Raw genomic sequence first — 21,865 nt, forward strand, 5'->3', positions numbered from 1 at the left:
AGGAGCGCGGCGGCCAGGGCGGTGCGGCGGTCACGTGGACGGGTTCGCGTGCGGGTGCGCTCGCGGTCCCGGGTGCGCTCGCGGTCCCGGGTGCGCTCGCGGTCCCGGGTGCGCTCGCGGTCCCGGGTGCGGCCACGGGCCCGTGTGCGTACGGACAGGGTGTGTCGCATGGGTCGGCCCCCCGGTTCGTCTCGTCGGCGTTCGTGACTGTGACGGCCGAGGGGCCGAGGACGATCGGTCCCGTACGTTGCGGAAGGGTCTCAAGTCGGCCACGGCGAGCGGAATTTAGCGCTCCGCTACCGTGGCCCGGCCGCTCCTAGGACACCACGTCCTTCCGCGAGAACCCCCGGAACGCGAGCGCGAAGAGCACCAGGGCGTACGTCACCGAGATCGCCGAGCCCTGGATCATGCCGCCCCACTCCGGGGTCGGCTGGAACACGTCCGCCCAGGCGAACTGCCAGTGCGCGGGCAGGAAGTCGCGCCAGCTGCCGAGGGCCGTCACGGCGTCCAGGACGTTCCCCGCGATGGTGAGGCCGACGGCGCCGCCGACCGCGCCGAGGGGGGCGTCGGTCTTCGTCGACAGCCAGAAGGCGAGGCCCGCGGTGACCAGTTGGGACACGAAGACGTACGCCACGACGATCGCGAGCCGCTGGGCGGCCGTGCCCGCGTCGAGCGTGCCACCGGTCGGGATCTCCAGCGGCCCCCAGCCGTACGCCGCCGCGCCGACCGCGAGCGCGACCACCGGCAGCAGCAGCATCGCGGCGGCGCTCAGGCCGAGCGCCACGGCGAGCTTGGACCACAGGAGCCGGGCGCGCGGCACGGGCGCCGCGAGCAGATAGCGCAGGCTGGACCAGCCCGCCTCGGAGGCGACGGTGTCCCCGCAGAACAGCGCGACGGGGATCACGAGCAGGAACCCGGCGGACACGAACAGGCAGGTCGCGGCGAAGTTCACGCCGGACGCCGTGGCCGTGTCCATGAGGGTGACCTGGTCGTTCCGCCCGCCCGGTGATCCGGCGACGGTGAAGGCGATCCACAGCACGAACGGCAGCAGGGCGAGGATGCCGCCCATCACCAGGGTGCGCCGCCGCTTCAGCTGGCGGATCGCCTCGACGCGCAGGGGCAGGGTGCGCCCGGCGCGGTATCCGGGCGCGGTGGCGCGCTCGGCGGGGCCGTCCCCGGGGGCTGCGGCGACCGGGTCGGCCGCGGTCGCCACGCCCACGGCGGCAGCCGCGCCGGGTGCGTCCGGTGTGCTCTCGGTCGCCGTCATGCGGTGCCTCCGATCAGGGTCAGGAACGCGTCCTCCAGGCGGCGGTGCGGCCCGACGGACTCGACGGGGACCTCCAGGCGCACGAGTTCGACGAGCAGCCGGGACGCCGGGGAGCCGTCCCCGGTGGGTGCTCCTTCGAGTCCTTCGAGGCGCACCAGGAGCCCGCCGTCGGCACGCGTCGCCGACGCCACGCCCGGCAGCGACGCCACCTTCTCCACCAGCGGGTCCGCGACGTCGGCGGCGAGGCCGACGAGCAGCGTGTCCCCGGAGCCGACGATCTCGTCGACGGGGCCCGCCTGGACGAGGCGGCCGCGGTCCATGACGACGAGGTGCGTGCAGGACTGCTCGACCTCGGCGAGGAGGTGGCTGGAGACGATGACGGTGCGCCCGCCGTCGGCGTACCGGATCATCACCTCGCGCATCTCGCGGATCTGGGGCGGGTCGAGGCCGTTGGTCGGCTCGTCGAGGATGAGCAGGTCCGGCAGGCCGAGCATGGCCTGGGCGATGGCGAGGCGCTGCCGCATGCCCTGGGAGTACGTCCGCACGGCGCGGGCGAGGGCGTCGCCGAGCCCGGCGATCTCCAGGGCCTCGTCGAGGTGGGCGTCCTCGGCGGGGCGGCCGGTCGCCGCCCAGTACAGCTCCAGGTTCTCCCGGCCGGACAGGTGCGGCAGGAATCCGGCGCCCTCGACGAACGCGCCCACCCGGGACAGGACGGGCGCGCCGGGCCTGATCGCGCGGCCGAAGACGCGGATCTCGCCCGCGTCGGGGCGGATGAGGCCCATGAGCATGCGCAGGGTCGTCGTCTTGCCCGCGCCGTTCGGCCCGAGGAGGCCGAGGACCTGGCCCTTCTCGACGCGGAACGACAGGTCCTTGACCGCGTACCGGTCGCTGGACTTCGCGTACCGCTTGCTCAGGTCCGTGATCTGGAGCGGGACCTCGGCGAGCGCCGGGTCGGGCGCGGGCGCCGTGGTGCGCCTGCGGCCGAGGACGAGGAGGCCCACCGCGAGCGCGGCGCCGGTGATCGGCAGCCACCACACCCAGGCGGGCAGCGGCGCGGCGGCGGTCTCCACGCCGGGGGCCGTCGGGACCGACAGGTCGCTCTTCAGCGACACCGTGTACGCGGCGGGGCGGGCCGGTGAGGCGTAGCCGAGGTCGGTCGAGGCGAGCACGAGGCGCAGCCGGTGGCCCTTCTTCAGCTCGTGGTCGACGGCGGGCAGCGTCAGGTCGACGTCCGCGCCGTCGACGGCGCCGGCCACCCGCACGGGGGCGACGAGCTGGGCGGGCAGGACCCGCTGGTCGCCGCCGGGCCCGACGTCGTACACCTTGCCGAACAGGACCGTGTCCTCGCTGTCGGACTTCACGTGCGCCCGCACGGTCGGCGTGCCGGTGACGCGCAGGTCCGCGGAGACCGGCTTCGACTCGAACGCCGCGTACTGGCCGGGGAAGTCGAGGGAGACGCCGATGCCGAGCGAGGAGAGCTGGGCGAGGCCGCCGCCCCGGCCGCCGCCACCGGCGGCCGAGCCGATGCCGGGCAGCGAGGACACGGCGGGCGGGGACGCGCCCGCGGGGTTGTCGAAGGTCTGCGGGCGCCCGGCGAGCGGCACTTCGCGCACGCCGCTCGCCAGGCCCGGGTAGCGGTCGCCGCTCGCGCCGCGCAGGGTGGCGGCGCCGTCCGTGGAGTCGATGCCGCCGGTGCGCGTGACGCGGAAGGCGGGCCCGGTGTCGACGCCCTTGTCGTCCTTCAGATAGCGGTCGAACCACGTGCCGACGCGGCCCACGACCCGGTCGGTCTCCATGTCGCCGCCGTCGTGCCCGCCCGCGATCCAATCGACCGAGACGGGGGCGTGGTTGCCGCGGATCGCCCGGGCCATGGCGTCGGACTGGTTCAGCGTGAACAGCGAGTCGGTCTGGCCCTGCACGATCAGCGCGGGCACCTTGATGCGGTCGCCGACGGCCGAGGGGCTGCGCCCGGACAGCAGCTCGCGCGCCTTCGCGTCCGGCTTCCCGGCCACCGCCACCCGGTCGTACATCTCGCACAGCCGCTTCTCGAACCGGTCGCAGCCGCCGCCCGCGCTGAGGAACATCCCGGCCCACAGCTTCTTGAACACGCCCTGCGGGAACAGTGCGTCCGCCAGGTTCCAGTACGTGATGACCGGGGCGATGGCGTCGACCCGCTGGTCGTACCCGGCGGCGAGCAGGGACGCCGCGCCGCCGTACGAGGCGCCGGTGACGCCCACGCGCGGGTCGCCCGCCTTGTCGAGGCGCACCTCGGGGCGGGTCGCCAGCCAGTCGATGAGCCGGGACACGTCGGCGACCTCGCCCTTGGGGTCGTTCAGGCCGATCCGTCCGGTGGACCTGCCGAAGCCGCGCGCGGACCAGGTCATGACCGCGTAGCCCTTGCGGGCCAGCTTCTCCGCCTGGTCGCGCACGTCGCTCTTGCTGCCGCCGAAGCCGTGGCCGATGAGGACGGCGGGCCTCTTGGTGTCGGGGTCGCCCGCCGTGAAGTACGACGTGTCGATCCGCACCTGCTGGCCGTCGGCGGCCCTGCCCATGTCGAGCATCCGGTCCGAGCGCCGCACGCCGGGCCCCTCGTCCGACGCCAACGCCGTCCACGTACCCGCCCCGGCGAGCACCACCACGGCGGCCGCGGCGGCGAACAGCCGCCGCGGCCCGCGCAGCGCGGCCTTCCAGGCTCCGGCCTTGGGCCGTCGTAGATCCATGGCGTCAACCGTACGGGGGCCCGCCGACAACCAATGCCCCCACCGGTCGGAACCCGGATGCCTCCCCGGGAAGTACGGCGGCCCCCCGGCGTACCACCGACGCGGTAGGGCGCGGCCCCTGCCGTCCAACTGTCAGGGGCGCCTACCCTGTTGACCCATGACATCTCCGCTCACCGCCCCCTCGGACTCCCTGGCCGTCGGCCAGCGCTCGCTCGGCGACCCCGACGTCCTGTTCCCGCTGTGGCCGCCGCTCACCGAGGGCTGCCCGGTCACGAGCACGGAGTCCGTCGCGTACCCCGTAGAGGTCGACTACGCCTACGACAAGGTGCCCGCCGACTTCTTCGCGGCCGCCGGGGCGCGGCCGCGCGGGCACGAGCGGTGGGCGCCGCTGCTTCCGCCCCTGCACGCCCCCGGGCTCGCGGAGGGCGGAACTCCGTTGCTGCCCCTCGCGGACGACGTGTGGATCAAGGACGAGTCCCGCAATCCGACGTGGAGCCACAAGGACCGGCTGAACCGGGTCACGGTGAGCGCGGCCGTCGGCGCGGGCGCGGCGGGCGTCGTCGTCGCCTCGTCCGGCAACCACGGCGCGTCGGCGGCGGCGTACGCGGCGCGGGCCGGGCTGCGGTGCGCCGTCGTCACGTCGGCGGAGGTGCCGCCCGCCGTCGACGCCTTCCTGCGCGGGTACGGGGCCGCCGTGCTTCCGGTGCCCGCCGCGCAGCGGTGGCCGCTCCTCCGCCGGATCGTCGAGCGGACCGGCTACCACCCCGTCAGCAACCTCACGCCCGCCGCGCACACCGGGCACGGCTTCGGGCCCGAGGGCTACAAGACCCTCGCCTACGAGATCTTCACCGACCTCGGCGCCGTCCCGCGCGCGGTGTTCGTGCCCACCGGCTACGGAGAGATGCTGTTCGGCCTCTGGAAGGGGTTCGCCGATCTTGTGCGGCTCGGGCACGCGGAGGCGGTGCCGCGGTTGTACGGGTGCGAGCCGGCCGCCGGGGGGCCGCTCGCCGCGGCCGTGCGGGACGGGGTGCCCGCGGCGCACGTCCCGCTCGGGGACACCGCCGCGTACGCCATCGCCTGTCCCGTCGGCGGGTATCGCGGGGTCGTCGCCCTCCGGGAGAGCGAGGGGGGCGCTGTCCTCGTCACCGACGCGGAGATGGCCGCGGCCCGCGCGGAGCTGGCCCGCAACGGGGTGTGGGCGGAGCTGTCCGCCGCCGCGGGCCTCGCCGGGCTCCGGCAGCTCGGCCGCACGGAGGACGGGCCCGTGGTGTGCGTGTCCACGTCCAGCGGCTTCAAGGACCAGGACCTGCTGGCCGCCGGTCCTTCCGCGGCGGTCGACCCGGAGGACTGGGACGCGGTGGAGCGGCGGCTGCGGCGGGCGTGACGGCACGGGGCCGGGTGCACCCCGGCCCACGCCCACGCCCACGGGCGGACGCTCAGTGCTTGACCGCCCGGCCGAAGGCCGAGCGGGCCCAGAGGAAGCCGACCAGGGTCAGGCCCGCGATCCAGGCCAGGGCCTGGGCGCCGCTGGTGCCGATCTCGGTGCCGAGGAGCAGCCCGCGCAGGGTCTCGTTGATCGGCGTGAAGGGCTGGTACTCGGCGAACCAGCGCAGGCCCGTCGGCATCGAGTCGGGGGTGACGACCGCGGAGCCGAGGAACGGCAGGAAGGTCAGCGGCGCGGGCGCGTTGCTCGCCGCCTCGACGGTCCTGGCGCCCAGGCCCATGGCGGCCGACACCCAGCTCAGCGCGAAGGCGAGCAGCACCAGGATGCCGAGGGCGGCGGCCCACTCCGCAGGGCCCGCGTTCGGCCGGAACCCCACCGCGAGCGCCACACCGATCACCAGGGCCAGGCTGACCAGGGTCTGGACGACGTTGCCGACGACGTGCCCGGTCAGGACGGAGCCGCGTGAGATGGCCATCGTGCGGAAGCGGTTGACGATGCCCTCGGTCATGTCGCCGCACACCGAGACGGCCGTCGAGATGGCCCCCGCGGTCACCGCCATGAGGATGATCCCCGGGGTGACGTAGTTGGTGTACTCGCCCCGGCCGCCCGCGCCCGGCAGTGCCATGCCGTCGCCGATCGCGCCGCCGAAGACGTACACGAAGAGCAGCAGCATGAGGATCGGCATGGCGACGATCGAGAGCGTCATGGACGGATAGCGCCGGGCGCGCTTGAGGTTGCGGCGCAGCATCGTCAGGGAGTCGCGCAGCGCGTGCGAGCGGGCGGGGCCAGCGGGCCCAGTGGGGTGCGCGGTGGCGCTCATCGGGCGTGCTCCTTCGGGGAGTCGGCGGTGGCACCCGGGAAGCGGGCGGTGGAGCCGGTGGCCGTGCCGCCGGTGAGCGTCAGGAACACGTCGTCGAGGTCGGGCGTGTGCACGGCGAGGTGCTCGGCGGGGATGCCGGCGCCCTCGAGGACGTCGAGTACGGCGCGCAGCGCGGGGATGCTGCCGTCGCTGGGGATCTGGAGGGTCAGCGCCTCGGCGTCGCGGGTGACCGTGGAGAGCGCGAGCCGGTCGGCGGCGGCGTCCATGCTCGCCGCGTCCGCGAACGCGAGGCGGATGTGGCCGCCGGGGATGCGCCGCTTCAGCTCGTCCGGTGTGCCCTCGGCGACGATCCGGCCGCCGTCGAGGACGGCGATGCGGTCGGCGAGCTGGTCGGCCTCTTCGAGGTACTGCGTGGTGAGGAAGATGGTGGTGCCGTTCGCGACGAGTTCGCGGACGCTGTCCCACATGGTGCGGCGGCTGCGCGGGTCCAGGCCCGTGGTCGGCTCGTCGAGGAAGATGACGCTCGGGTCGCCGACCAGTGTCATCGCCAGGTCGAGCTTGCGCCGCATGCCGCCGGAGAAGGTGCCGGGCAGCTGCTTCGCGGCGTCCGCCAGGTCGAAGCGGCCGAGCAGTTCGGCCGCGCGCCGCCCGCCCTCGCGCCGGGGCAGGTGCAGCAGGTCCGCCATCATCAGCAGGTTCTCCTCGGCGGTGAGGAGCGCGTCCACCGCCGCGTACTGCCCGGTGACGCCGATCGCGCGGCGTACGGCGTCGGGGTCGGCGGCGAGGTCGTGGCCCGCCACCCGTGCCCGCCCCGCGTCGGCGGTGATCAGCGTCGACAGGATCTGCACGGTGGTGGTCTTGCCCGCGCCGTTCGGTCCGAGCAGCGAGAAGACGGTGCCCCGCGGGATGTCGAGGTCGATGCCGTCGAGCACCACCTTGTCGCCGTAGGACTTGGCGAGCCCGGAGGCCTCGATCGCCGACGGTTCCCCGGCCGGCCGCGGGATGTTCCTGGTCATGCCCGATCACTCCAGACTCGTACGGCGTTCAAGCCAGACTTTTACGGCGTTCAAGCGCCGCGCTCGAACACTGTAAAAGACGACTTGCACACCGTGCAAGAGCTTCTCGAACTTTCCTGAACACTGTGCAAGTGGTGGGCTATCCTGACCGCATGCCACGCGAGACGTTGAACCGTGACCAGATCGTCCAGGCCGCGATCGAGCTGCTCGACGCGGAGGGCGTCGACGGTCTGAGCATGCGGCGCCTCGGCCGCCACCTGGGCTCGGCAGCGACCGCGATGTACTGGCACGTGGGCAGCAAGGACAAGCTGATCGCGCTCGCGGGCGACCAGGTGTGGGGCGAGGTGGGCCTGCCCGACCCGGACGCGATCGGCTGGCGGGACGCGGCCGCCGCCTTCGCGCAGGAGTGGTACGCGATGCTCACCCGGCACCAGTGGCTGATGCCCGCCAGCAGCTCCCACATCATCTACGGCACGGAGACGGCGCGCCGCCAGGACCACTGCTACCGCATCTTCGAGACCGCGGGCTTCGCCGACGAGGAGCTCGACGCGGCCGTGGCCACGCTTCTGACCTTCGTGACCGGCACCGCCCTCGAGGACGCGGCCGCGGCCACCACGCGGGCGCGGATCCGCCGCGAGGGCGGCGACGAGGAGGAGGGGGTCAAGGAGGTCGTCGCGTGGGCGAACGGCATCGCCATGGAGTTCCCGCGGCTGCGCGCCCGCATCGAGGCGGGGGCGCAGGCACGCATCACACAGGCATCCACGAAGATCACCTTCGGCGTCGGGATCATCCTCGACGGACTCCAGGCCCGCCTCGGCACCCGGGCCGGCGGCACGCCCCGGCCGTAGCGGATCCGGCCGGCACTACTCCCGCACGTCCTCCGGGATCGTCACCAGCCACCGGCTGTCCCTGCGCGGGCGCAGATAGAGCAGCCAGTACAGCGTCGCCACGCCCACGATCCCGCCGGTCCACAGCAGGTAGGCCGTCTCCTGCCGGCTCAGCACGTACGCGAGCACCGCGACGAGCACCACCGGCACCCCGGGCCACAGCGGCATCCGCCAGGCGGGCGCGTGCCGGTGGCTCCCGCGCCGGGCGAGCAGCGCGGCCACGGCGACCAGCAGGTACATGCCCGTCACGGAGACCCCGGTCACGCCGTAGAGGGTGTCCAGGTTGACGAAGCAGAGCGCGGCGCCGGGCACGCCCACCAGGAGCGTGGCGACCCAGGGCGAGCCGAAGCGGCCGCCGAGCCGCGAGAGGACCTTGTTCACGGGCGCGGGCCACGCCTTGTCCCGGGCGGAGGCGAACAGGACCCGGGAGTTCTGGATGACCATCACGATGCCCGCGTTGATGATGGCGAGGGCCACGCACAGGCTGATGAAGGTGCCGACGCCGGAGCTGGACCAGGCGGCGACCATGCCGCTGATGTCGCCGCTGGTGAGGGCGGCGAGGTCCGGGGCGCCCATGGTGATGGCGGCGACCGGCACGAGGAGCACGACCGCCGAGATGCCGAGGGTGAGCAGGACGGTGCGGGCGACGTTCTTGCGCGGGTTCTCCATCTCCTCGGAGAGGTAGACGGCGGTGGAGAAGCCCTGGGTGACGAAGAGGGCGATGGCGAGCCCGGAGACGATCAGCATCGCGGTGACGGTCTTCGTGCCGTCGCCGGAGCCGGAGCCCGCCGCCACGCTGAGGTCGGTGAGGCTGGAGACCCCCCGCTCGGTGTGCGCGAACCCGAGCACCGCGACCACGCCCGCCGCGACCACCTCGAGGACCAGGAAGATCCCGGTGATCCAGGCGTTGGCCCGCAGGTCGAGCAGGCCCGCGAGGGTGGCGAGGAGCATCACGGCGGCGCCCGCGTAGGACGGGTCGAGGTGGACGACGGGCGCGAGGTAGTCGGCCGTGCCCATGGCGATGACGGGCGGCACGATCATCACGACGAGCAGGGAGAGGACGAAGACGAGCCAGCCCGCGAGCCGTCCGGCCATCGTCGACACCATCGCGTACTCGCCGCCCGCGCTGGGGATGAGGGTGCCCAGCTCCGAGTAGCAGAACGCCACGCCCACGCACAGCAGCGCGCCGATGGCGATGGTGAGGGCGGTGGCGGTGCCGAGCGAGGAGAACAGGTCGGGCACGACCACGAACAGCGTGGAGGCGGGCGTGACGCAGGACAGCGTGAGCAGGGTGCCGCCGACGACGCCGATGGAACGCTTCAGCTGGCGGGGCGCCTTGTCCGGTTCCCGCGCGGGCGCGGTGACCGGCCCGATGACCGCGGACTCGGGCGGCGGCGTGTGAAGCGTTTCGGTCATACGGCTTGTCCGATCGGCTCGTACCAAGGGGGAGGCAGAGCCGTCAGGAAACCCCGGCGTAAGGGGAACGTCAATGGCCGTTTGCCTACGGAATCCGCACCCGAGCCAGCCATCAACTCACCGTTGAATCCCAGCCTTTCGCACCTCTAGCTGAATTTCACCTTCCTGATTCCACTTATGACCTTCGATACGAAGGTCGACTATCGCCATGGCCTCCGTCACCCGTTTCGTGCCCTCTGTACGAGAACCGCAGCCCGAGCCCCGAAAAACAAGTGAAGCCGTCCGGAGTCCGGACGGCTTCACTTCGGGCTGCGTACCGCTCAGTGGTTACGCGGGAACCCCAGGTCCACCCCCGCCGGGGCGTCCGACGGGTCCGGCCAGCGGGTCGTGACGACCTTGCCGCGGGTGTAGAAGTGCGTCCCGTCGTTGCCGTAGATGTGGTGGTCGCCGAAGAGCGAGTCCTTCCAGCCGCCGAAGGAGTGGTAGCCCACCGGCACCGGGATCGGCACGTTCACGCCGACCATGCCCGCCTCCACCTCCAGCTGGAAGCGGCGCGCGGCGCCGCCGTCCCGGGTGAAGATCGCGGTGCCGTTGCCGAACGGCGAGGCGTTGATGAGGGCGAGGCCCTCCTCGTACGTCTCCACGCGCAGCACGCAAAGGACCGGGCCGAAGATCTCGTCCTTGTACGCGTCCGCCGTCACCGGCACCCGGTCGAGCAGCGAGAGCCCGATCCAGTGGCCGTTCTCGTGGCCCTCGACGGTGTAGCCGGTGCCGTCCAGGACGACCTCGCTGCCCTGCGCCGCCGCGCCCGTCACGTACGACGCCACCTTGTCGCGGTGGGCGGCGGTGATGAGCGGGCCCATCTCGGAGGCCGGGTCGTTGCCGGGGCCGATCTTGATCTTCTCGGCGCGCTCCTTGATCTTCGCGACGAGGTCGTCGCCGACCGCGCCGACGGCCACGACCGCCGAGATCGCCATGCAGCGCTCGCCCGCCGAGCCGTACGCGGCCGAGACGGCGGCGTCGGCGGCCGCGTCCAGGTCGGCGTCGGGGAGGACCAGCATGTGGTTCTTGGCGCCGCCGAGTGCCTGGACGCGCTTGCCGTGGGCGGAGGCGGTGGTGTGGATGTAGCGGGCGATCGGGGTGGAGCCGACGAAGGACACGGCGGCCACGTCCGGGTGCTCGAGGAGGCGGTCCACGGCCACCTTGTCGCCGTGCACGACGTTGAACACGCCGTCCGGCAGGCCCGCCTCGGCGAGCAGCTCCGCGACGCGCATCGACGCCGAGGGGTCCTTCTCGCTGGGCTTCAGGACGAAGGTGTTGCCGCACGCGATGGCGAGCGGGAACATCCACATCGGCACCATGGCGGGGAAGTTGAAAGGCGTGATGCCCGCGACGACGCCGAGCGGCTGGCGGATCGAGGAGACGTCCACGCGGCTCGCGACCTGCGTGGACAGCTCGCCCTTGAGCTGTACGTTGATGCCGCACGCCAGGTCGACGACCTCCAGGCCGCGGGCGACCTCACCGAGGGCGTCGGAGTGCACCTTGCCGTGCTCGGCGGTGATCAGCTCGGCGATCTCGTCGCGGTGCGCGTCGAGCAGCGCCCGGAACTTGAAGAGGACCGAGGTGCGCTGGGCGAGCGAGGACTGGCCCCAGGTCGTGTACGCGGCCTTCGCGGCGGCCACGGCCGCGTCCACCTCGTCCACCGACGCGAAGGCGACGCGGGTCGTCACGGCGCCGGTCGCCGGGTCGGTGACGGGGCCGTACGTACCGGACGCGCCCTCGACGGTCTTGCCGCCGATCCAGTGGTCGACGGTCTTCGTCATGCTCGTCATGCCGGGATTTCCCTTCACAGATGGCGGCGCCGGGCGGACACGTGCCGGTCGTACTCCTCGCGTGCCTTGACCGCCGACGCCCGGGTCGCGGTCTCGGCCACGGGCACATCCCACCACGCCTGTGCGGGGGGCGGGCCCGACACTGTGTCTGCCGTTTCCGTCTCCACGTAGACACATGTGGGGCCGTCCGCTTCGCGCGCTTCGCGCAGGGCCTCGCGCAGGTCGCGGACGGTCTTCGCGCGCCGCACCGGCAGTCCGAGCGAGGCCGCGTTGGCGGCGAGGTCGACGGGCAGCGGGTCGCCCGTGTAGGTGCCGTCGGGCGCCCGGTGGCGGTAGGCGGTGCCGAACCGCTCGCCGCCGACGGACTCCGACAGGCCCCCGATGGAGGCGTACCCGTGGTTCTGCAGGATCACGACCTTGATCGGGATGTTCTCCTGCACGGCCGTGACGATCTCGGTGGGCATCATCAGATACGTCCCGTCGCCGACGAGCGCCCACACGGGCCGCTCGGGCGAGGCGAGCGAGACGCCGATCGCGGCCGGGATCTCGTAGCCCATGCAGGAGTAGCCGTACTCCACGTGGTACTGCCGGGGCGAGCGCGCCCGCCACAGCTTGTGCAGGTCGCCGGGGAGCGAACCGGCCGCGTTGACGAGCACGTCGGCGTCGGTGACCAGCTCGTCGAGCAGGCCGAGGACCTGTGCCTGGGTGGGCCGCACATCGGGCTCGTCCGCCGCGTAGGCCGCGTCGACGCGGTGCTCCCACCGCTCCTTGTCGTCGCCGTACTCCACGGCGTACGCGGGGTCGACGCGATGGCCCGACAGCATGTCCCGCAGCCCTTCGAGGGCGGCGCGCGCGTCGGCGACGACGGTGGCGCCCGCCATCTTGTGGGCGTCGAAGGCGGCCACGTTGATGTTGAGGAAGCGCACGCCGGGGGCGGTGAAGAGGGTGCCGGACGCGGTGGTGAAGTCGGTGTAGCGGGTGCCGACGCCGATCACCAGGTCGGCGGTGCGGGCCAGTTCGTCGGCGGTCGCGGTGCCGGTGTGGCCGATGCCGCCGACGTCGGCGGGGTGGTCGTGGCGCAGCGAGCCCTTGCCGGCCTGGGTGGAGGCGACGGGGATGCCGGTGGCGTCGGCGAGGTCGGCGAGCGCCTGCTCGGCGGCGCTGTGGTGGACGCCGCCGCCCGCGACGATCAGCGGCCGGTCGCTGCCCCGCACCAGGCGGGCGGCGGCGGCGAGTTCGGCGGGGTCGGGGGCCTGGCGGCGCACGGACCACACCCGCTCGACGAAGAACTCCTCCGGCCAGTCGAAGCCTTCCGCCTGCACGTCCTGCGGCAGGGCGAGGGTCACCGCGCCCGTGTCCACGGGGTCGGTGAGCACCCGCATCGCCTGGAGCGCGGCCGGGATCAGCGCCTCGGGGCGGGTGATCCGGTCGAAGTACCTCGAGACGGGCCGCAGGCAGTCGTTCACGGACACGTCGCCCGCGTACGGCACTTCGAGCTGCTGGAGGACGGGGTCGGCGGGGCGGGTCGCGAAGGTGTCGCCGGGCAGCAGGAGCACCGGCAGGTGGTTGACCGTCGCGAGCGCGGCGCCGGTGACGAGGTTGGTGGCGCCGGGCCCGATGGACGTCGTCACGGCGTGCGTGGAGAGCCGCCCGCACTGGCGGGCGTACCCCACGGCGGCATGCACCATGGACTGTTCGTTGCGGCCCTGGTGGAACGGCATCTGCTCGCCGTACTCCACGAGCGCCTGGCCGAGTCCGGCCACGTTGCCGTGCCCGAAGATGCCCCAGGTCGCGCCGACGAGGCGGCGGCGCTCGCCGTCCCGCTCGGTGAACTGGCGCGCCAGGAAGCGCACCAGGGCCTGCGCCGTGGTGAGCCGGACCGTGCCGGGCGCGCCGCGCGTGCCCCCCTGCGTACCGCTCATCGGTAACCCTCCGTGTGGTCGGGGTGGAAGCAGATCTTCCACTCCCGCTCGTCCCCCGGTCCCGCCATGACGTTCAGGTAGTACATGGTGTGCCCCGGCTGGGCGATGGACGGGCCGTGCCAGCCGTCGGGCACGAGCACCGCGTCACCGGAGCGCACCTCGGCGAGCGTGTCCGTGCCGCCCTCGCGGGAGGGGAACACCCGCTGGTAGCCGAAGCCGTGCTCGCCCTCGATCTCGAAGTAGTAGATCTCCTCGAGGACCGACTCGACGCCGGGCCGGTGCTCGTCGTGCTTGTGCGGCGGGTACGAGGACCAGTTGCCGCCCGGCGTGATCACCTCCACGGCGATCAGCCGGTCGCAGTCGAAGGCGTCCGCGGACGCGAAGTTGCGGACCTGGCGCGCGCAGCTTCCGCTGCCGCGCGCTTCGACGGGGACCTCCGGCGCGGGGCCGTAGCGGGCGGGGAGTCGGCGCTCGCACTTCGCTCCTGCCAGGGCGAAGCGGCCTCCCACGCCGGAGGCGATCTGGATGTGGGCGTCACGGGGAACGTAAGCGAAGTCGGTGACTCCGCTGAACACGCTCTCGCGGCCCAGGAGTTCGATGATCTCGCCCTCCGCGTGCACCGTACAGCCGCCGGTCAGCGGGAGCACGATCCATTCACTCTCACCGGTGGCGAAGGAGTGCGTCCCACCGGCCGGAATCTCGACGACACGCAGCCCGGCATGCGTCCACCCTGCGGTTTTCGGGTCGATGGCGACGGCGTAGGTGTCGTCGGCCGCACTTCCTTTTGGTACGTACGTCATGCGGGGCTCCTCCTGATTGCGTACGTCACGGCTACAGCAGGCCGACCGCGGTGTCGACGGCGCCCGCGACATCGCCGTCCGCCGGGTAGAGCAGCGTCCGGCCCGCGACCAGGCCCTGCACGGTGGGCAGGCGCAGGGCGCCGCGCCACTTCTCGTACGCGGCGTCCGCGTCGCCCGCGAGGTCGCCGCCGAGCAGCACGGCGGGCAGCGTCGAGGTCTCCATGACGCGCGCCATGTCGTCGGGGTTCTCGGTGACGGGGACCTTCAGCCAGGTGTACGCGGAGGTGCCGCCGAGTCCCGCGGCGATGGCGATGGACCGGGTGACGGCCGCCGCGCTCAGGTCGTTGCGCAGCACGCCGTCGTCGGACCTGCGGCACAGGAACGGCTCGACGAAGACGGGCAGGCGGCGCGCGGCCATGGCGTCCACGGCGCGGGCGGTGGCCTCCAGGGTGGTGAGGGAGCCGGGGTCGGCGTAGTCGACGCGGAGCAGCAGCTTGCCCGCGTCGAAGCCGAGGCGCTCCAGGTCCTCGGGCCGGTGCCCGGTGAACCGGTCGTCCAGCTCGAACGCGGCGCCGGCGAGGCCGCCCCGGTTCATGGAGCCCATGACGACCTTGTCCTCAAGGGCGCCGAGCAGGAGCAGGTCGTCGAGGATGTCGGCGGTGGCGAGGACGCCGTCCACGCCGGGGCGCGAGAGCGCGAGGCAGAGCCGTTCGAGGAGGTCGGCGCGGTCGGCCATGGCCAGGGGGTCCTGCCCTACGCCGAGGGCACCCCGGGCAGGGTGGTCCGCCGCGATGATCATGAGTCGCCCGGACTCGCCGACCAACTCCCGCCGCTTGCGCCGGGCGGCGGCCTCGGCGATGGCCTCGGGGTGCCGCACCCGGGTACGCACGAGCTCGTCCACGTCCACCGCGGTCACGTGACCGCCTCCTCACCGGCACCAAGGCCATGTTGTACGAGCGGCACCCTCGGCCGTGGGCTGTGCCCACCCGTGCCGCCCAGCGGCACGATTGCCCACAGCAGTGGCTGCCGCCTTGCCCGCCGGTTCACAGGACGGCTCCCGCCTCAAGCGCAGCTTCAACCTCGTCGGCGTACGGCATCGCCGACGAACACTCCAGCCGAGAGGCGACAATCGCCCCCGCCGCGTTCGCGTACCGGATCACCCGCTCCAACTCCCATCCGGCGAGCAGCCCATGACACAGCGCCCCGCCGAACGCGTCCCCCGCCCCGAGCCCGTTCAGAACGGTCACGGGCAGCGGCGGCACCTCGACGACATCCCCCTCGCGGTTCATGGCGAGCACCCCCTTGGGCCCCTGCTTGACCACGGCGAGCTCGACCCCGGCCGCGAGCAGCGCCCCTGCCGCGGCCCGGGGCTCCCGCACCCCCGTGGCGATCTCCACCTCGTCCACGTTGCCGACGGCGACACTCGCGTGCCGCAGCGCGGTGGCGTAGTGCGGCCGCGCCTCGTCCGGATCGCTCCAGAACATCGGCCGCCAGTCGAGGTCGAAGACGGTGATGCCGCCGGAGCGCGCCCCGAGCGCGGCGACGGTCGCCGTCCGGCTCGGCTCCGCGCACAGCCCGGTCCCGGTCATCCAGAAGATGCTGGCCTCGGCGATCGCGTCGAGGTCGAGGTCGGCCGCGGCGAGCTCCAGGTCGGGCGCCTTGGGCTGACGGTAGAAGTACAGCGGGAAGTCGTCGGGCGGGAAGATCTCGCAGAACGTCACGGGCGTGGGCAGACCGGCGACCTCGCCGACCCACCGGTCGTCGACGCCGAACTCCCGCAGCTGCTTGCGCAGATACGTGCCGAAGGGGTCCTGTCCCGTCCGCGTGACGACGCCCACGCGCCGCCCGAGCCGGGCCGCCGCGACCGCCACGTTCGTGGCCGAGCCGCCGAGGAACTTCCCGAAGGTCGTGACCTCGGAGAGCGGCACCCCGGTCTGCAGGGGGTAGAGGTCCACCCCGATCCGGCCCATCGTGATGACGTCGTACGGGTCGTACGGATCGGTGTTCGGATCGCTCACCCTGCACATCCCTTCCTGGAGGCAGCCTGTCGCCTCCCCCAGGTCTAATCCCGTCCCAGGAACCCTGTCAACATTTTGTCCTTACATTCGGACTACTCCTTGACACTCTTCTCGGCCGCCGTGGAGGCTGACGCCCATGGCGAAGACCTCCTTGACCCCATCGTCGGCTTTGTCCCGCATCCGCGTCGGCTCGGCCCCCGACTCGTGGGGCGTGTGGTTCCCCGAGGATCCCCAGCAGGTCCCCTGGACGCGCTTCCTGGACGAGGTCGCCGACTCCGGTTACGAGTGGATCGAGCTGGGCCCGTACGGCTATCTGCCGACCGACCCGGCGCGGCTGACCGCCGAGACGGAGCGCCGGGGCCTGAAGGTGTCCGCGGGGACGGTCTTCACGGGCCTGCACCACGGCCCGGACGTCTGGGAGAAGACCTGGGACCACGTCTCCGCCATCGCGGAGCTGACCAAGGCCATGGGCGCGCGGCACCTGGTCGTCATCCCGTCCTTCTGGCGGGACGACAAGACCGGCGAGGTCCTGGAGGACTCCACCCTCACCCCGGAGCAGTGGCGGCATCTGACCACCCAGACCGAGCGCCTGGGCCACGAGGTGCGCGAGCGCTACGGCCTGACGATCGTCGTCCACCCGCACGCCGACACCCACATCGACACCGAGGAGAACGTCACCCGCTTCCTGGACGGGACGGACCCCGACCTGGTCTCGCTGTGCCTGGACACCGGGCACTACGCGTACTGCGGCGGCGACAGCGTCAAGCTCGTCGAGACGTACGGCGAGCGCCTCGGCTATCTGCACCTGAAGCAGGTCGATCCGGCAGTGCTCGCCGAAGTCCGGGCGCAGGACATGCCGTTCGGCCCCGCGGTGGCGCGCGGCGTGATGTGTGAGCCGCCGACCGGGGTGCCCGCGCTCGAACCCGTGCTCGCGGCGGCGGCGAAGCTGGACGTCGACCTCTTCGCCATCGTCGAGCAGGACATGTACCCGTGCGAGCCGGACAAGCCCCTGCCGATCGCCCGGCGGACGCGGTCGTTCCTGCGCTCCTGCGGAGCGTGACGCTTCGCTTTGATGGGCGGCGATTCTCCCTGCGGGTCTGTGGGGGCTGGTCGCGCCTACGCGGCGGAGCCGCATATCGGCAGAGTCCCGCGCCCCTTACGGGGGCACGCTGGTCGTACGGTGGGCGCCGACGCGCCGACGACTAGCGGGAGGCTGCATGGACGGTGGCCGCTGGCACGACGCGCGTACGCACATCCCGGTGCGCTCCCTGCACGGGCCCGACGGTCTCTGGGAGGTCGCCCTGGCGCGGCCGCACCCCCGGCTGCGGCCCGGCGTCATCAGCTATCGCGGCTTCCGGCTCGCCCTCGGCGCGCCCCGGCGGCGGCTCGAAGTGCCCATCGGCGCCGTCACGTTGATGCTCGGCTTCGGTGACCGGCTGCGCATCCGGGGCCTCACGGGCTCCGCGCGCCCGCCGGTGTCCCTGGTCTCGGTGGTCTCCGGACTCACCACGCGGCCGGTGATCGGTGAGCACGACGGGCGGCTCGCGGGCGTCGAGGTGATGCTGACGCCGTGGGCCTCGTTCACGCTCCTCGCCACGGAGCAGCACGAGCTGGCCGAGCGCGCCCTGGACCCGGACGCGCTCGGCGCCGGGGCCGGGCGGGGCCGCTGGGACCGGGTCGGGGACCTCGCGTCGGCGCTCGGCGCGCTGCCCCGCTGGAGCGACCGCTTCGGCTTCCTCGACGACGTCCTCACCCGCTGGTCCGAGGACGGGCCGCCGTGCTCGCCGCGGATCGTGCGGGCCTGGGACGCGCTGGTGCGCAGCCGGGGCCGGGCGTCCGTGGCGCGGATCGCGGAGGAGGTCGGCTGGAGCGTGCGGCAGCTGGAGAACCGGTTCCGCGAACAGATCGGCGTCGGCCCGAAGGCGGCGGGCCGGATCCTGCGCCTGCAGCACGCGCGCCGGCTGCTCGCCGCGGGCCGCAGCCAGGCGGAGACGGCGGCGCTCTGCGGCTTCTACGACCAGGCGCACCTCAGCGGCGAGTTCAAGGCGATGACGGGCTGCACCCCGCGCCGGTTCGCGCTCGCCGGGGCCGCGCCGCTCCCGGCGCGCAGCGGGCCGCCGTCCGCGGCGCGGCTCGCGGGCGAGCAGACGAGCCTGGTCCTCGCGCCGCGCCCGCCGGGGCAGCGGACGGTGTTCGCGAAGGCCGGACGCCGCCGCTGACACCACTACGCGTCATCACGCGCCCCCGACACGCCCCGCACCCACGCCCCTCACGGGCGACACTTCCGTCATAAACACCCCTTTCCTGTCACACATGTCCCGTGTACGCGGGTCTTGCGTCACAGCCAGTCGACAGACGCGCCCGCGTGGTCACTCTGCGTCGTTCACGGGGCACAGGCTGAGTGATCGCCAGTGCCGTGCCCAGCTCCCCCGTCGGCCGTACCGGCCGCCCTGGGCGCGCACAGGGAGGAGCCACCATGACCGACCGAAGGCTCTGGTCGTACAAGGACATCGCGGCGCACATCCGGGTCCAGCCCGACACCGTGCGCTCCTACCGCAAGCACGGTCTGCTGCCGGAGCCCGACCACGTCGAGGGCGGCAAGCCCTACTGGTACGCGGACACCATCCGCGCGTGGGTCGCGTCGCGGCCCGGCAACCGCACCCGCAGGGACGGCTGAGACCGGTCGGTGCCCCCTCTTGGATTGGTACCCCCTAGGGGTATAGTGTGAAGCACGTCAGGGGTTCCCTGGAACCAACGGGACCCCACGCGTGCGCAGACGTCCACCACGTCCACACCTTCACCGAGGAGAACGACATGACCGCCAACGCCCAGACCTCGCAGACCGACTCCGTCACCACGGTGTTCGACGTGAAGGGCATGACGTGCGGCCACTGCGAGGGCGCCGTGTCCAGCGAGATCGGCGAGCTCGCGGGCGTCAGCTCGGTCCAGGCGGTGGCGGCCACCGGCAAGGTGACCGTGGTCTCCGCCACCGCGCTGGACGAGGACGCGGTCCGCGCGGCCGTCGACGAGGCCGGCTACGAGCTCGTCGGCAAGGCCTGACCGCCACCCCGCCCCTCCGGGCCCCGCGGCACGCCACCCACGGCCGCGGGGCCCGGCGCCTTTCCGCGAAAGAGCCGCCATGAACACCTCCGAGGTCGAACTCGCCATCGGCGGAATGACCTGCGCCTCCTGCTCGGCCCGCATCGAGAAGAAGCTGAACCGGATCGAGGGCGTGACCGCGTCGGTCAACCTCGCCACCGAGAAGGCCAAGGTCGCCTACGCGGACGGGGTGGAGGTCGGCCAACTCGTCGCCACCGTCGAGAAGCTCGGCTATACGGCGCGCGAGATCGTCCCGCCCCCGCCGGACGCAGGACCGGGCGACGACACCGCCGACCGGCCCGTCACCACCGACCTCACCGAGGCCGACCGGCTCCTGCAGCGCCTGCTCGTGTCCGCCGCCCTCGCGCTGCCCGTCGTGGTGCTCGCGATGGTGCCCTCGCTCCAGTTCGAGTACTGGCAGTGGCTGTCCCTGACGCTCGCCGCGCCGGTCGTCGTGTGGGGCGGCCTTCCCTTCCACAAGGCGGCGCTCACCAACGCCCGGCACGGCGCGGCCACCATGGACACCCTGGTGTCGCTCGGCACGCTCGCCGCGTTCGGCTGGTCGGTGTGGGCGCTGTTCCTCGGCACCGCGGGCGAGCCGGGGATGCGGCACGGCTTCGAGTTCACGATTCGGCGCGGCGACAGCTCGTCGGCTCTCTACCTCGAAGTGGCCGCGGGCGTCGTCACGTTCATCCTGCTCGGCCGCTATCTGGAGGCCCGCTCCAAGCGGAAGGCGGGCGCGGCGCTGCGGGCGCTGCTCGAACTGGGCGCCAAGGACGTGTCCGTGCTCGGCCCCGACGGCACGGAGACGCGGATCCCGGTGGGGCGGCTCGCCGTCGGCGACCGCTTCGTCGTCCGGCCCGGGGAGACCGTCGCCACCGACGGCACGGTCGTCGAGGGCGCGTCAGCCGTCGACGTCTCGATGCTCACCGGCGAGTCCGTGCCCGCCGACGTCACGGTCGGGGACGCGGTGACCGGCGCGACCGTGAACGCCGGCGGGCGCCTGGTCGTCGAGGCGACCCGCGTCGGCGCCGACACCCGACTGGCCCGCATGGCCCGGCTCGTCGAGGACGCGCAGAGCGGCAAGGCCGAGGTGCAGCGCCTCGCCGACCGGGTCGCCGCCGTGTTCGTCCCCGTCGTCATCGCGCTCGCCGTGGCCACCCTCGGCTTCTGGCTGGGCAACGGCGTGGGCGCGGCCGCCGCGTTCACGGCCGCCGTCGCCGTACTGATCATCGCCTGCCCGTGCGCGCTCGGCCTCGCCACGCCCACCGCCCTGCTCGTGGGCACCGGCCGCGGCGCCCAGCTCGGCATCCTCATCAAGGGCCCCGAGGTCCTGGAGTCCACCCGCCGCGTCGACACGATCGTGCTCGACAAGACCGGCACGGTGACGACCGGCCGCATGGCCCTCCAGGACGTGTACGCGGCCGAGTCGACCGACGAGAAGGAGCTGCTGCGCCTCGCGGGCGCCCTGGAGCACGCCTCCGAGCACCCGGTGGCGCGTGCGGTCGCGGCGGGCGCCGCCCAGCGGCTCGGGCTCGACGCGGGCGCCCTGCCGGTGCCGACGCGCTTCGAGAACGTCCCCGGGGCCGGGGTGCGCGGCACGGTGGACGGGCGCGAGGTGCTCGCCGGGCGCGAACGGCTGCTCGCGGACGCGGGCGTGACCGGCGTCGCCGACCTCGCCGCCGCCCGGGAGCGGGCCGAGGCCGCCGGCCGCACCGCCGTCCTCGTCGCCCTGGACGGGGTGGCCTCGGGGCTGCTCGCGGTCGCCGACACGGTCAAGGACACCAGCCCGGAGGCCGTACGGCGGCTGCGGGAACTCGGCCTCGAACCGGTCCTCCTGACCGGCGACAACCGGTCCGTGGCCGAGGCGGTCGCGGCGGCCGTCGGCATCGCCCCCGACGCCGTGCACGCCGAGGTGCCGCCCGAGGACAAGGCCGACGTGGTGCGCCGCCTCCAGGAGGAGGGCCGGGTCGTCGCCATGGTCGGCGACGGCGTGAACGACGCGGCGGCCCTTGCGACGGCCGACCTCGGGCTCGCCATGGGCACGGGCACCGACGCGGCCATCGAGGCGGGCGATCTCACCCTCGTCCGGGGCGACTTGCGGGTGGCCGCCGACGCCATCCGACTGGCCCGCAGGACCCTCGCCACCATCAAGGGCAACCTCTGCTGGGCCTTCGGCTACAACGTCGCCGCGCTGCCCCTCGCGGCGGCCGGACTGCTCAACCCGATGATCGCCGGAGCGGCCATGGCGTTCTCCTCCGTGTTCGTCGTCACCAACAGCCTCCGCTTGCGGTCTTTCACATAGCCTCGCGATCCTTCACACTGTCTTCGCGGGACTCTCACCTCAGGCGAGAAATCCGCATTTGGGCCCCCTTGCGCGCGTTCGATGGCATATGCAAGAGACGTAGATCACAGCGATCGCAACGTAACCATCAGGGGGGCTCGCGAGTCTAAGAGGGCGACACCAGAGGGATCTTGGGGGATCCATCGGGCGTCGGGGGACATCTTGGGGGATGTCCCGGATGTGTTGGCCGGGGCACGTGCACCGGGGAGCTTTGAGCGGCCCTCCCGATTCCGTACGCGTCCCGGCAGAACGCAGACCACACAAACTCCCGGCCGGATCC

Annotated in this window: 17 protein-coding genes; 7 read left to right on the top strand and 10 right to left on the bottom strand. The window is 73.1% G+C overall.

Going from position 1 to position 21,865, the window contains the following annotated elements:
* Positions 1–316: 316 nt before the first annotated feature.
* Together AB6L24_RS38350 and AB6L24_RS38355 are read right to left on the bottom strand one after the other, a co-directional pair.
* Complete coding sequence (locus AB6L24_RS38350) at positions 317–1,267, bottom strand: ABC transporter permease (RefSeq protein WP_405663905.1); 951 nt, start codon at positions 1,265–1,267, stop codon at positions 317–319.
* Entirely contained in the window at positions 1,264–3,987 is a 2,724-nt protein-coding gene (locus tag AB6L24_RS38355; RefSeq protein ID WP_405663908.1) for an alpha/beta fold hydrolase, read from the bottom strand. The genes AB6L24_RS38350 and AB6L24_RS38355 overlap by 4 nt, the downstream gene beginning before the upstream one ends.
* Before the next feature lie 157 nt (positions 3,988–4,144).
* Between AB6L24_RS38355 and AB6L24_RS38360 the strand changes: the two genes are divergently transcribed.
* Positions 4,145–5,371: a pyridoxal-phosphate dependent enzyme gene (locus tag AB6L24_RS38360; protein WP_405663911.1), complete on the top strand. Its 1,227-nt coding sequence runs from the start codon at positions 4,145–4,147 to the stop codon at positions 5,369–5,371.
* Positions 5,372–5,423: 52 nt separating this feature from the next.
* Here the strand turns inward: AB6L24_RS38360 and AB6L24_RS38365 are convergent, their stop codons facing one another.
* Both AB6L24_RS38365 and AB6L24_RS38370 read right to left on the bottom strand, forming a co-directional pair.
* Positions 5,424–6,251 (bottom strand): ABC transporter permease, encoded by an 828-nt coding sequence (locus AB6L24_RS38365; protein WP_405663914.1) that lies wholly within the window; start codon positions 6,249–6,251, stop codon positions 5,424–5,426.
* On the bottom strand, positions 6,248–7,267 hold the full coding sequence (locus AB6L24_RS38370) for an ATP-binding cassette domain-containing protein (protein WP_405663916.1): 1,020 nt from the start codon (positions 7,265–7,267) through the stop codon (positions 6,248–6,250). The genes AB6L24_RS38365 and AB6L24_RS38370 overlap by 4 nt, the downstream gene beginning before the upstream one ends.
* A gap of 152 nt (positions 7,268–7,419) precedes the next feature.
* On the opposite strand from AB6L24_RS38370, the gene AB6L24_RS38375 reads away from it, so the two are divergent.
* Complete coding sequence (locus AB6L24_RS38375; protein ID WP_405663918.1) at positions 7,420–8,115, top strand: TetR/AcrR family transcriptional regulator; 696 nt, start codon at positions 7,420–7,422, stop codon at positions 8,113–8,115.
* Positions 8,116–8,130: 15 nt separating this feature from the next.
* Here the strand turns inward: AB6L24_RS38375 and AB6L24_RS38380 are convergent, their stop codons facing one another.
* The 6 genes from AB6L24_RS38380 to iolC form a co-directional block, all read right to left on the bottom strand.
* The gene (locus tag AB6L24_RS38380) at positions 8,131–9,570 is read right to left on the bottom strand and encodes an APC family permease (protein ID WP_405663920.1); all 1,440 of its coding nucleotides are present in this window, start codon (positions 9,568–9,570) and stop codon (positions 8,131–8,133) included.
* A 320-nt stretch (positions 9,571–9,890) separates the two neighbouring features.
* Positions 9,891–11,393 (bottom strand): CoA-acylating methylmalonate-semialdehyde dehydrogenase, encoded by a 1,503-nt coding sequence (gene mmsA, locus AB6L24_RS38385; protein WP_405664512.1) that lies wholly within the window; start codon positions 11,391–11,393, stop codon positions 9,891–9,893.
* A 23-nt stretch (positions 11,394–11,416) separates the two neighbouring features.
* The gene (iolD, locus tag AB6L24_RS38390) at positions 11,417–13,324 is read right to left on the bottom strand and encodes a 3D-(3,5/4)-trihydroxycyclohexane-1,2-dione acylhydrolase (decyclizing) (RefSeq protein ID WP_405663923.1); all 1,908 of its coding nucleotides are present in this window, start codon (positions 13,322–13,324) and stop codon (positions 11,417–11,419) included.
* Positions 13,321–14,124 (bottom strand): 5-deoxy-glucuronate isomerase, encoded by an 804-nt coding sequence (iolB, locus tag AB6L24_RS38395; RefSeq protein ID WP_405663925.1) that lies wholly within the window; start codon positions 14,122–14,124, stop codon positions 13,321–13,323. The genes iolD and iolB overlap by 4 nt, the downstream gene beginning before the upstream one ends.
* A gap of 31 nt (positions 14,125–14,155) precedes the next feature.
* Positions 14,156–15,031, bottom strand: a complete 876-nt coding sequence (locus tag AB6L24_RS38400) for a deoxyribose-phosphate aldolase (RefSeq protein WP_405664514.1) — start codon at positions 15,029–15,031, stop codon at positions 14,156–14,158.
* A 136-nt stretch (positions 15,032–15,167) separates the two neighbouring features.
* Positions 15,168–16,151 carry a 5-dehydro-2-deoxygluconokinase gene (gene iolC, locus AB6L24_RS38405; RefSeq protein WP_405663928.1) on the bottom strand — a complete coding sequence of 328 codons (984 nt, stop codon included), beginning with the start codon at positions 16,149–16,151 and terminating at the stop codon, positions 15,168–15,170.
* 127 nt (positions 16,152–16,278) lie between these two features.
* Between iolC and AB6L24_RS38410 the strand changes: the two genes are divergently transcribed.
* The 5 genes from AB6L24_RS38410 to AB6L24_RS38430 all read left to right on the top strand — a co-directional run bounded on the left by AB6L24_RS38410 (position 16,279) and on the right by AB6L24_RS38430 (position 21,546).
* Positions 16,279–17,202 carry a sugar phosphate isomerase/epimerase family protein gene (locus tag AB6L24_RS38410; protein ID WP_405663931.1) on the top strand — a complete coding sequence of 308 codons (924 nt, stop codon included), beginning with the start codon at positions 16,279–16,281 and terminating at the stop codon, positions 17,200–17,202.
* A 157-nt stretch (positions 17,203–17,359) separates the two neighbouring features.
* The gene (locus AB6L24_RS38415) at positions 17,360–18,361 is read left to right on the top strand and encodes a helix-turn-helix domain-containing protein (RefSeq protein WP_405663934.1); all 1,002 of its coding nucleotides are present in this window, start codon (positions 17,360–17,362) and stop codon (positions 18,359–18,361) included.
* A gap of 257 nt (positions 18,362–18,618) precedes the next feature.
* Positions 18,619–18,819 (top strand): AlpA family transcriptional regulator, encoded by a 201-nt coding sequence (locus AB6L24_RS38420; RefSeq protein WP_030359942.1) that lies wholly within the window; start codon positions 18,619–18,621, stop codon positions 18,817–18,819.
* Positions 18,820–18,956: 137 nt separating this feature from the next.
* The gene (locus AB6L24_RS38425; RefSeq protein ID WP_405663936.1) at positions 18,957–19,202 is read left to right on the top strand and encodes a heavy-metal-associated domain-containing protein; all 246 of its coding nucleotides are present in this window, start codon (positions 18,957–18,959) and stop codon (positions 19,200–19,202) included.
* Between the two features lie 79 nt (positions 19,203–19,281).
* Positions 19,282–21,546, top strand: coding sequence for a heavy metal translocating P-type ATPase (locus AB6L24_RS38430; protein WP_405663939.1), 2,265 nt, complete (start codon positions 19,282–19,284; stop codon positions 21,544–21,546).
* The last annotated feature ends 319 nt before the right edge of the window (positions 21,547–21,865 follow it).

Origin of the sequence: Streptomyces sp. RK9 (assembly GCF_045070545.1) — a bacterium.
In the GTDB taxonomy this organism is placed as follows: Bacteria; Actinomycetota; Actinomycetes; order Streptomycetales; family Streptomycetaceae; genus Streptomyces; species Streptomyces alboflavus.

Bases quoted from the DNA above. Each gene is read 5' to 3' on its own strand.
- AB6L24_RS38350 (WP_405663905.1), bottom strand. From the start codon at position 1,267: ATGACGGCGACCGAGAGCACACCGGACGCACCCGGCGCGGCTGCCGCC.
- AB6L24_RS38355 (WP_405663908.1), bottom strand. From the start codon at position 3,987: ATGGATCTACGACGGCCCAAGGCCGGAGCCTGGAAGGCCGCGCTGCGC.
- AB6L24_RS38360 (WP_405663911.1), top strand. From the start codon at position 4,145: ATGACATCTCCGCTCACCGCCCCCTCGGACTCCCTGGCCGTCGGCCAG.
- AB6L24_RS38365 (WP_405663914.1), bottom strand. From the start codon at position 6,251: ATGAGCGCCACCGCGCACCCCACTGGGCCCGCTGGCCCCGCCCGCTCG.
- AB6L24_RS38370 (WP_405663916.1), bottom strand. From the start codon at position 7,267: ATGACCAGGAACATCCCGCGGCCGGCCGGGGAACCGTCGGCGATCGAG.
- AB6L24_RS38375 (WP_405663918.1), top strand. From the start codon at position 7,420: ATGCCACGCGAGACGTTGAACCGTGACCAGATCGTCCAGGCCGCGATC.
- AB6L24_RS38380 (WP_405663920.1), bottom strand. From the start codon at position 9,570: ATGACCGAAACGCTTCACACGCCGCCGCCCGAGTCCGCGGTCATCGGG.
- mmsA (WP_405664512.1), bottom strand. From the start codon at position 11,393: ATGACGAAGACCGTCGACCACTGGATCGGCGGCAAGACCGTCGAGGGC.
- iolD (WP_405663923.1), bottom strand. From the start codon at position 13,324: ATGAGCGGTACGCAGGGGGGCACGCGCGGCGCGCCCGGCACGGTCCGG.
- iolB (WP_405663925.1), bottom strand. From the start codon at position 14,124: ATGACGTACGTACCAAAAGGAAGTGCGGCCGACGACACCTACGCCGTC.
- iolC (WP_405663928.1), bottom strand. From the start codon at position 16,151: ATGTGCAGGGTGAGCGATCCGAACACCGATCCGTACGACCCGTACGAC.
- AB6L24_RS38410 (WP_405663931.1), top strand. From the start codon at position 16,279: ATGGCGAAGACCTCCTTGACCCCATCGTCGGCTTTGTCCCGCATCCGC.
- AB6L24_RS38415 (WP_405663934.1), top strand. From the start codon at position 17,360: ATGGACGGTGGCCGCTGGCACGACGCGCGTACGCACATCCCGGTGCGC.
- AB6L24_RS38420 (WP_030359942.1), top strand. From the start codon at position 18,619: ATGACCGACCGAAGGCTCTGGTCGTACAAGGACATCGCGGCGCACATC.
- AB6L24_RS38425 (WP_405663936.1), top strand. From the start codon at position 18,957: ATGACCGCCAACGCCCAGACCTCGCAGACCGACTCCGTCACCACGGTG.
- AB6L24_RS38430 (WP_405663939.1), top strand. From the start codon at position 19,282: ATGAACACCTCCGAGGTCGAACTCGCCATCGGCGGAATGACCTGCGCC.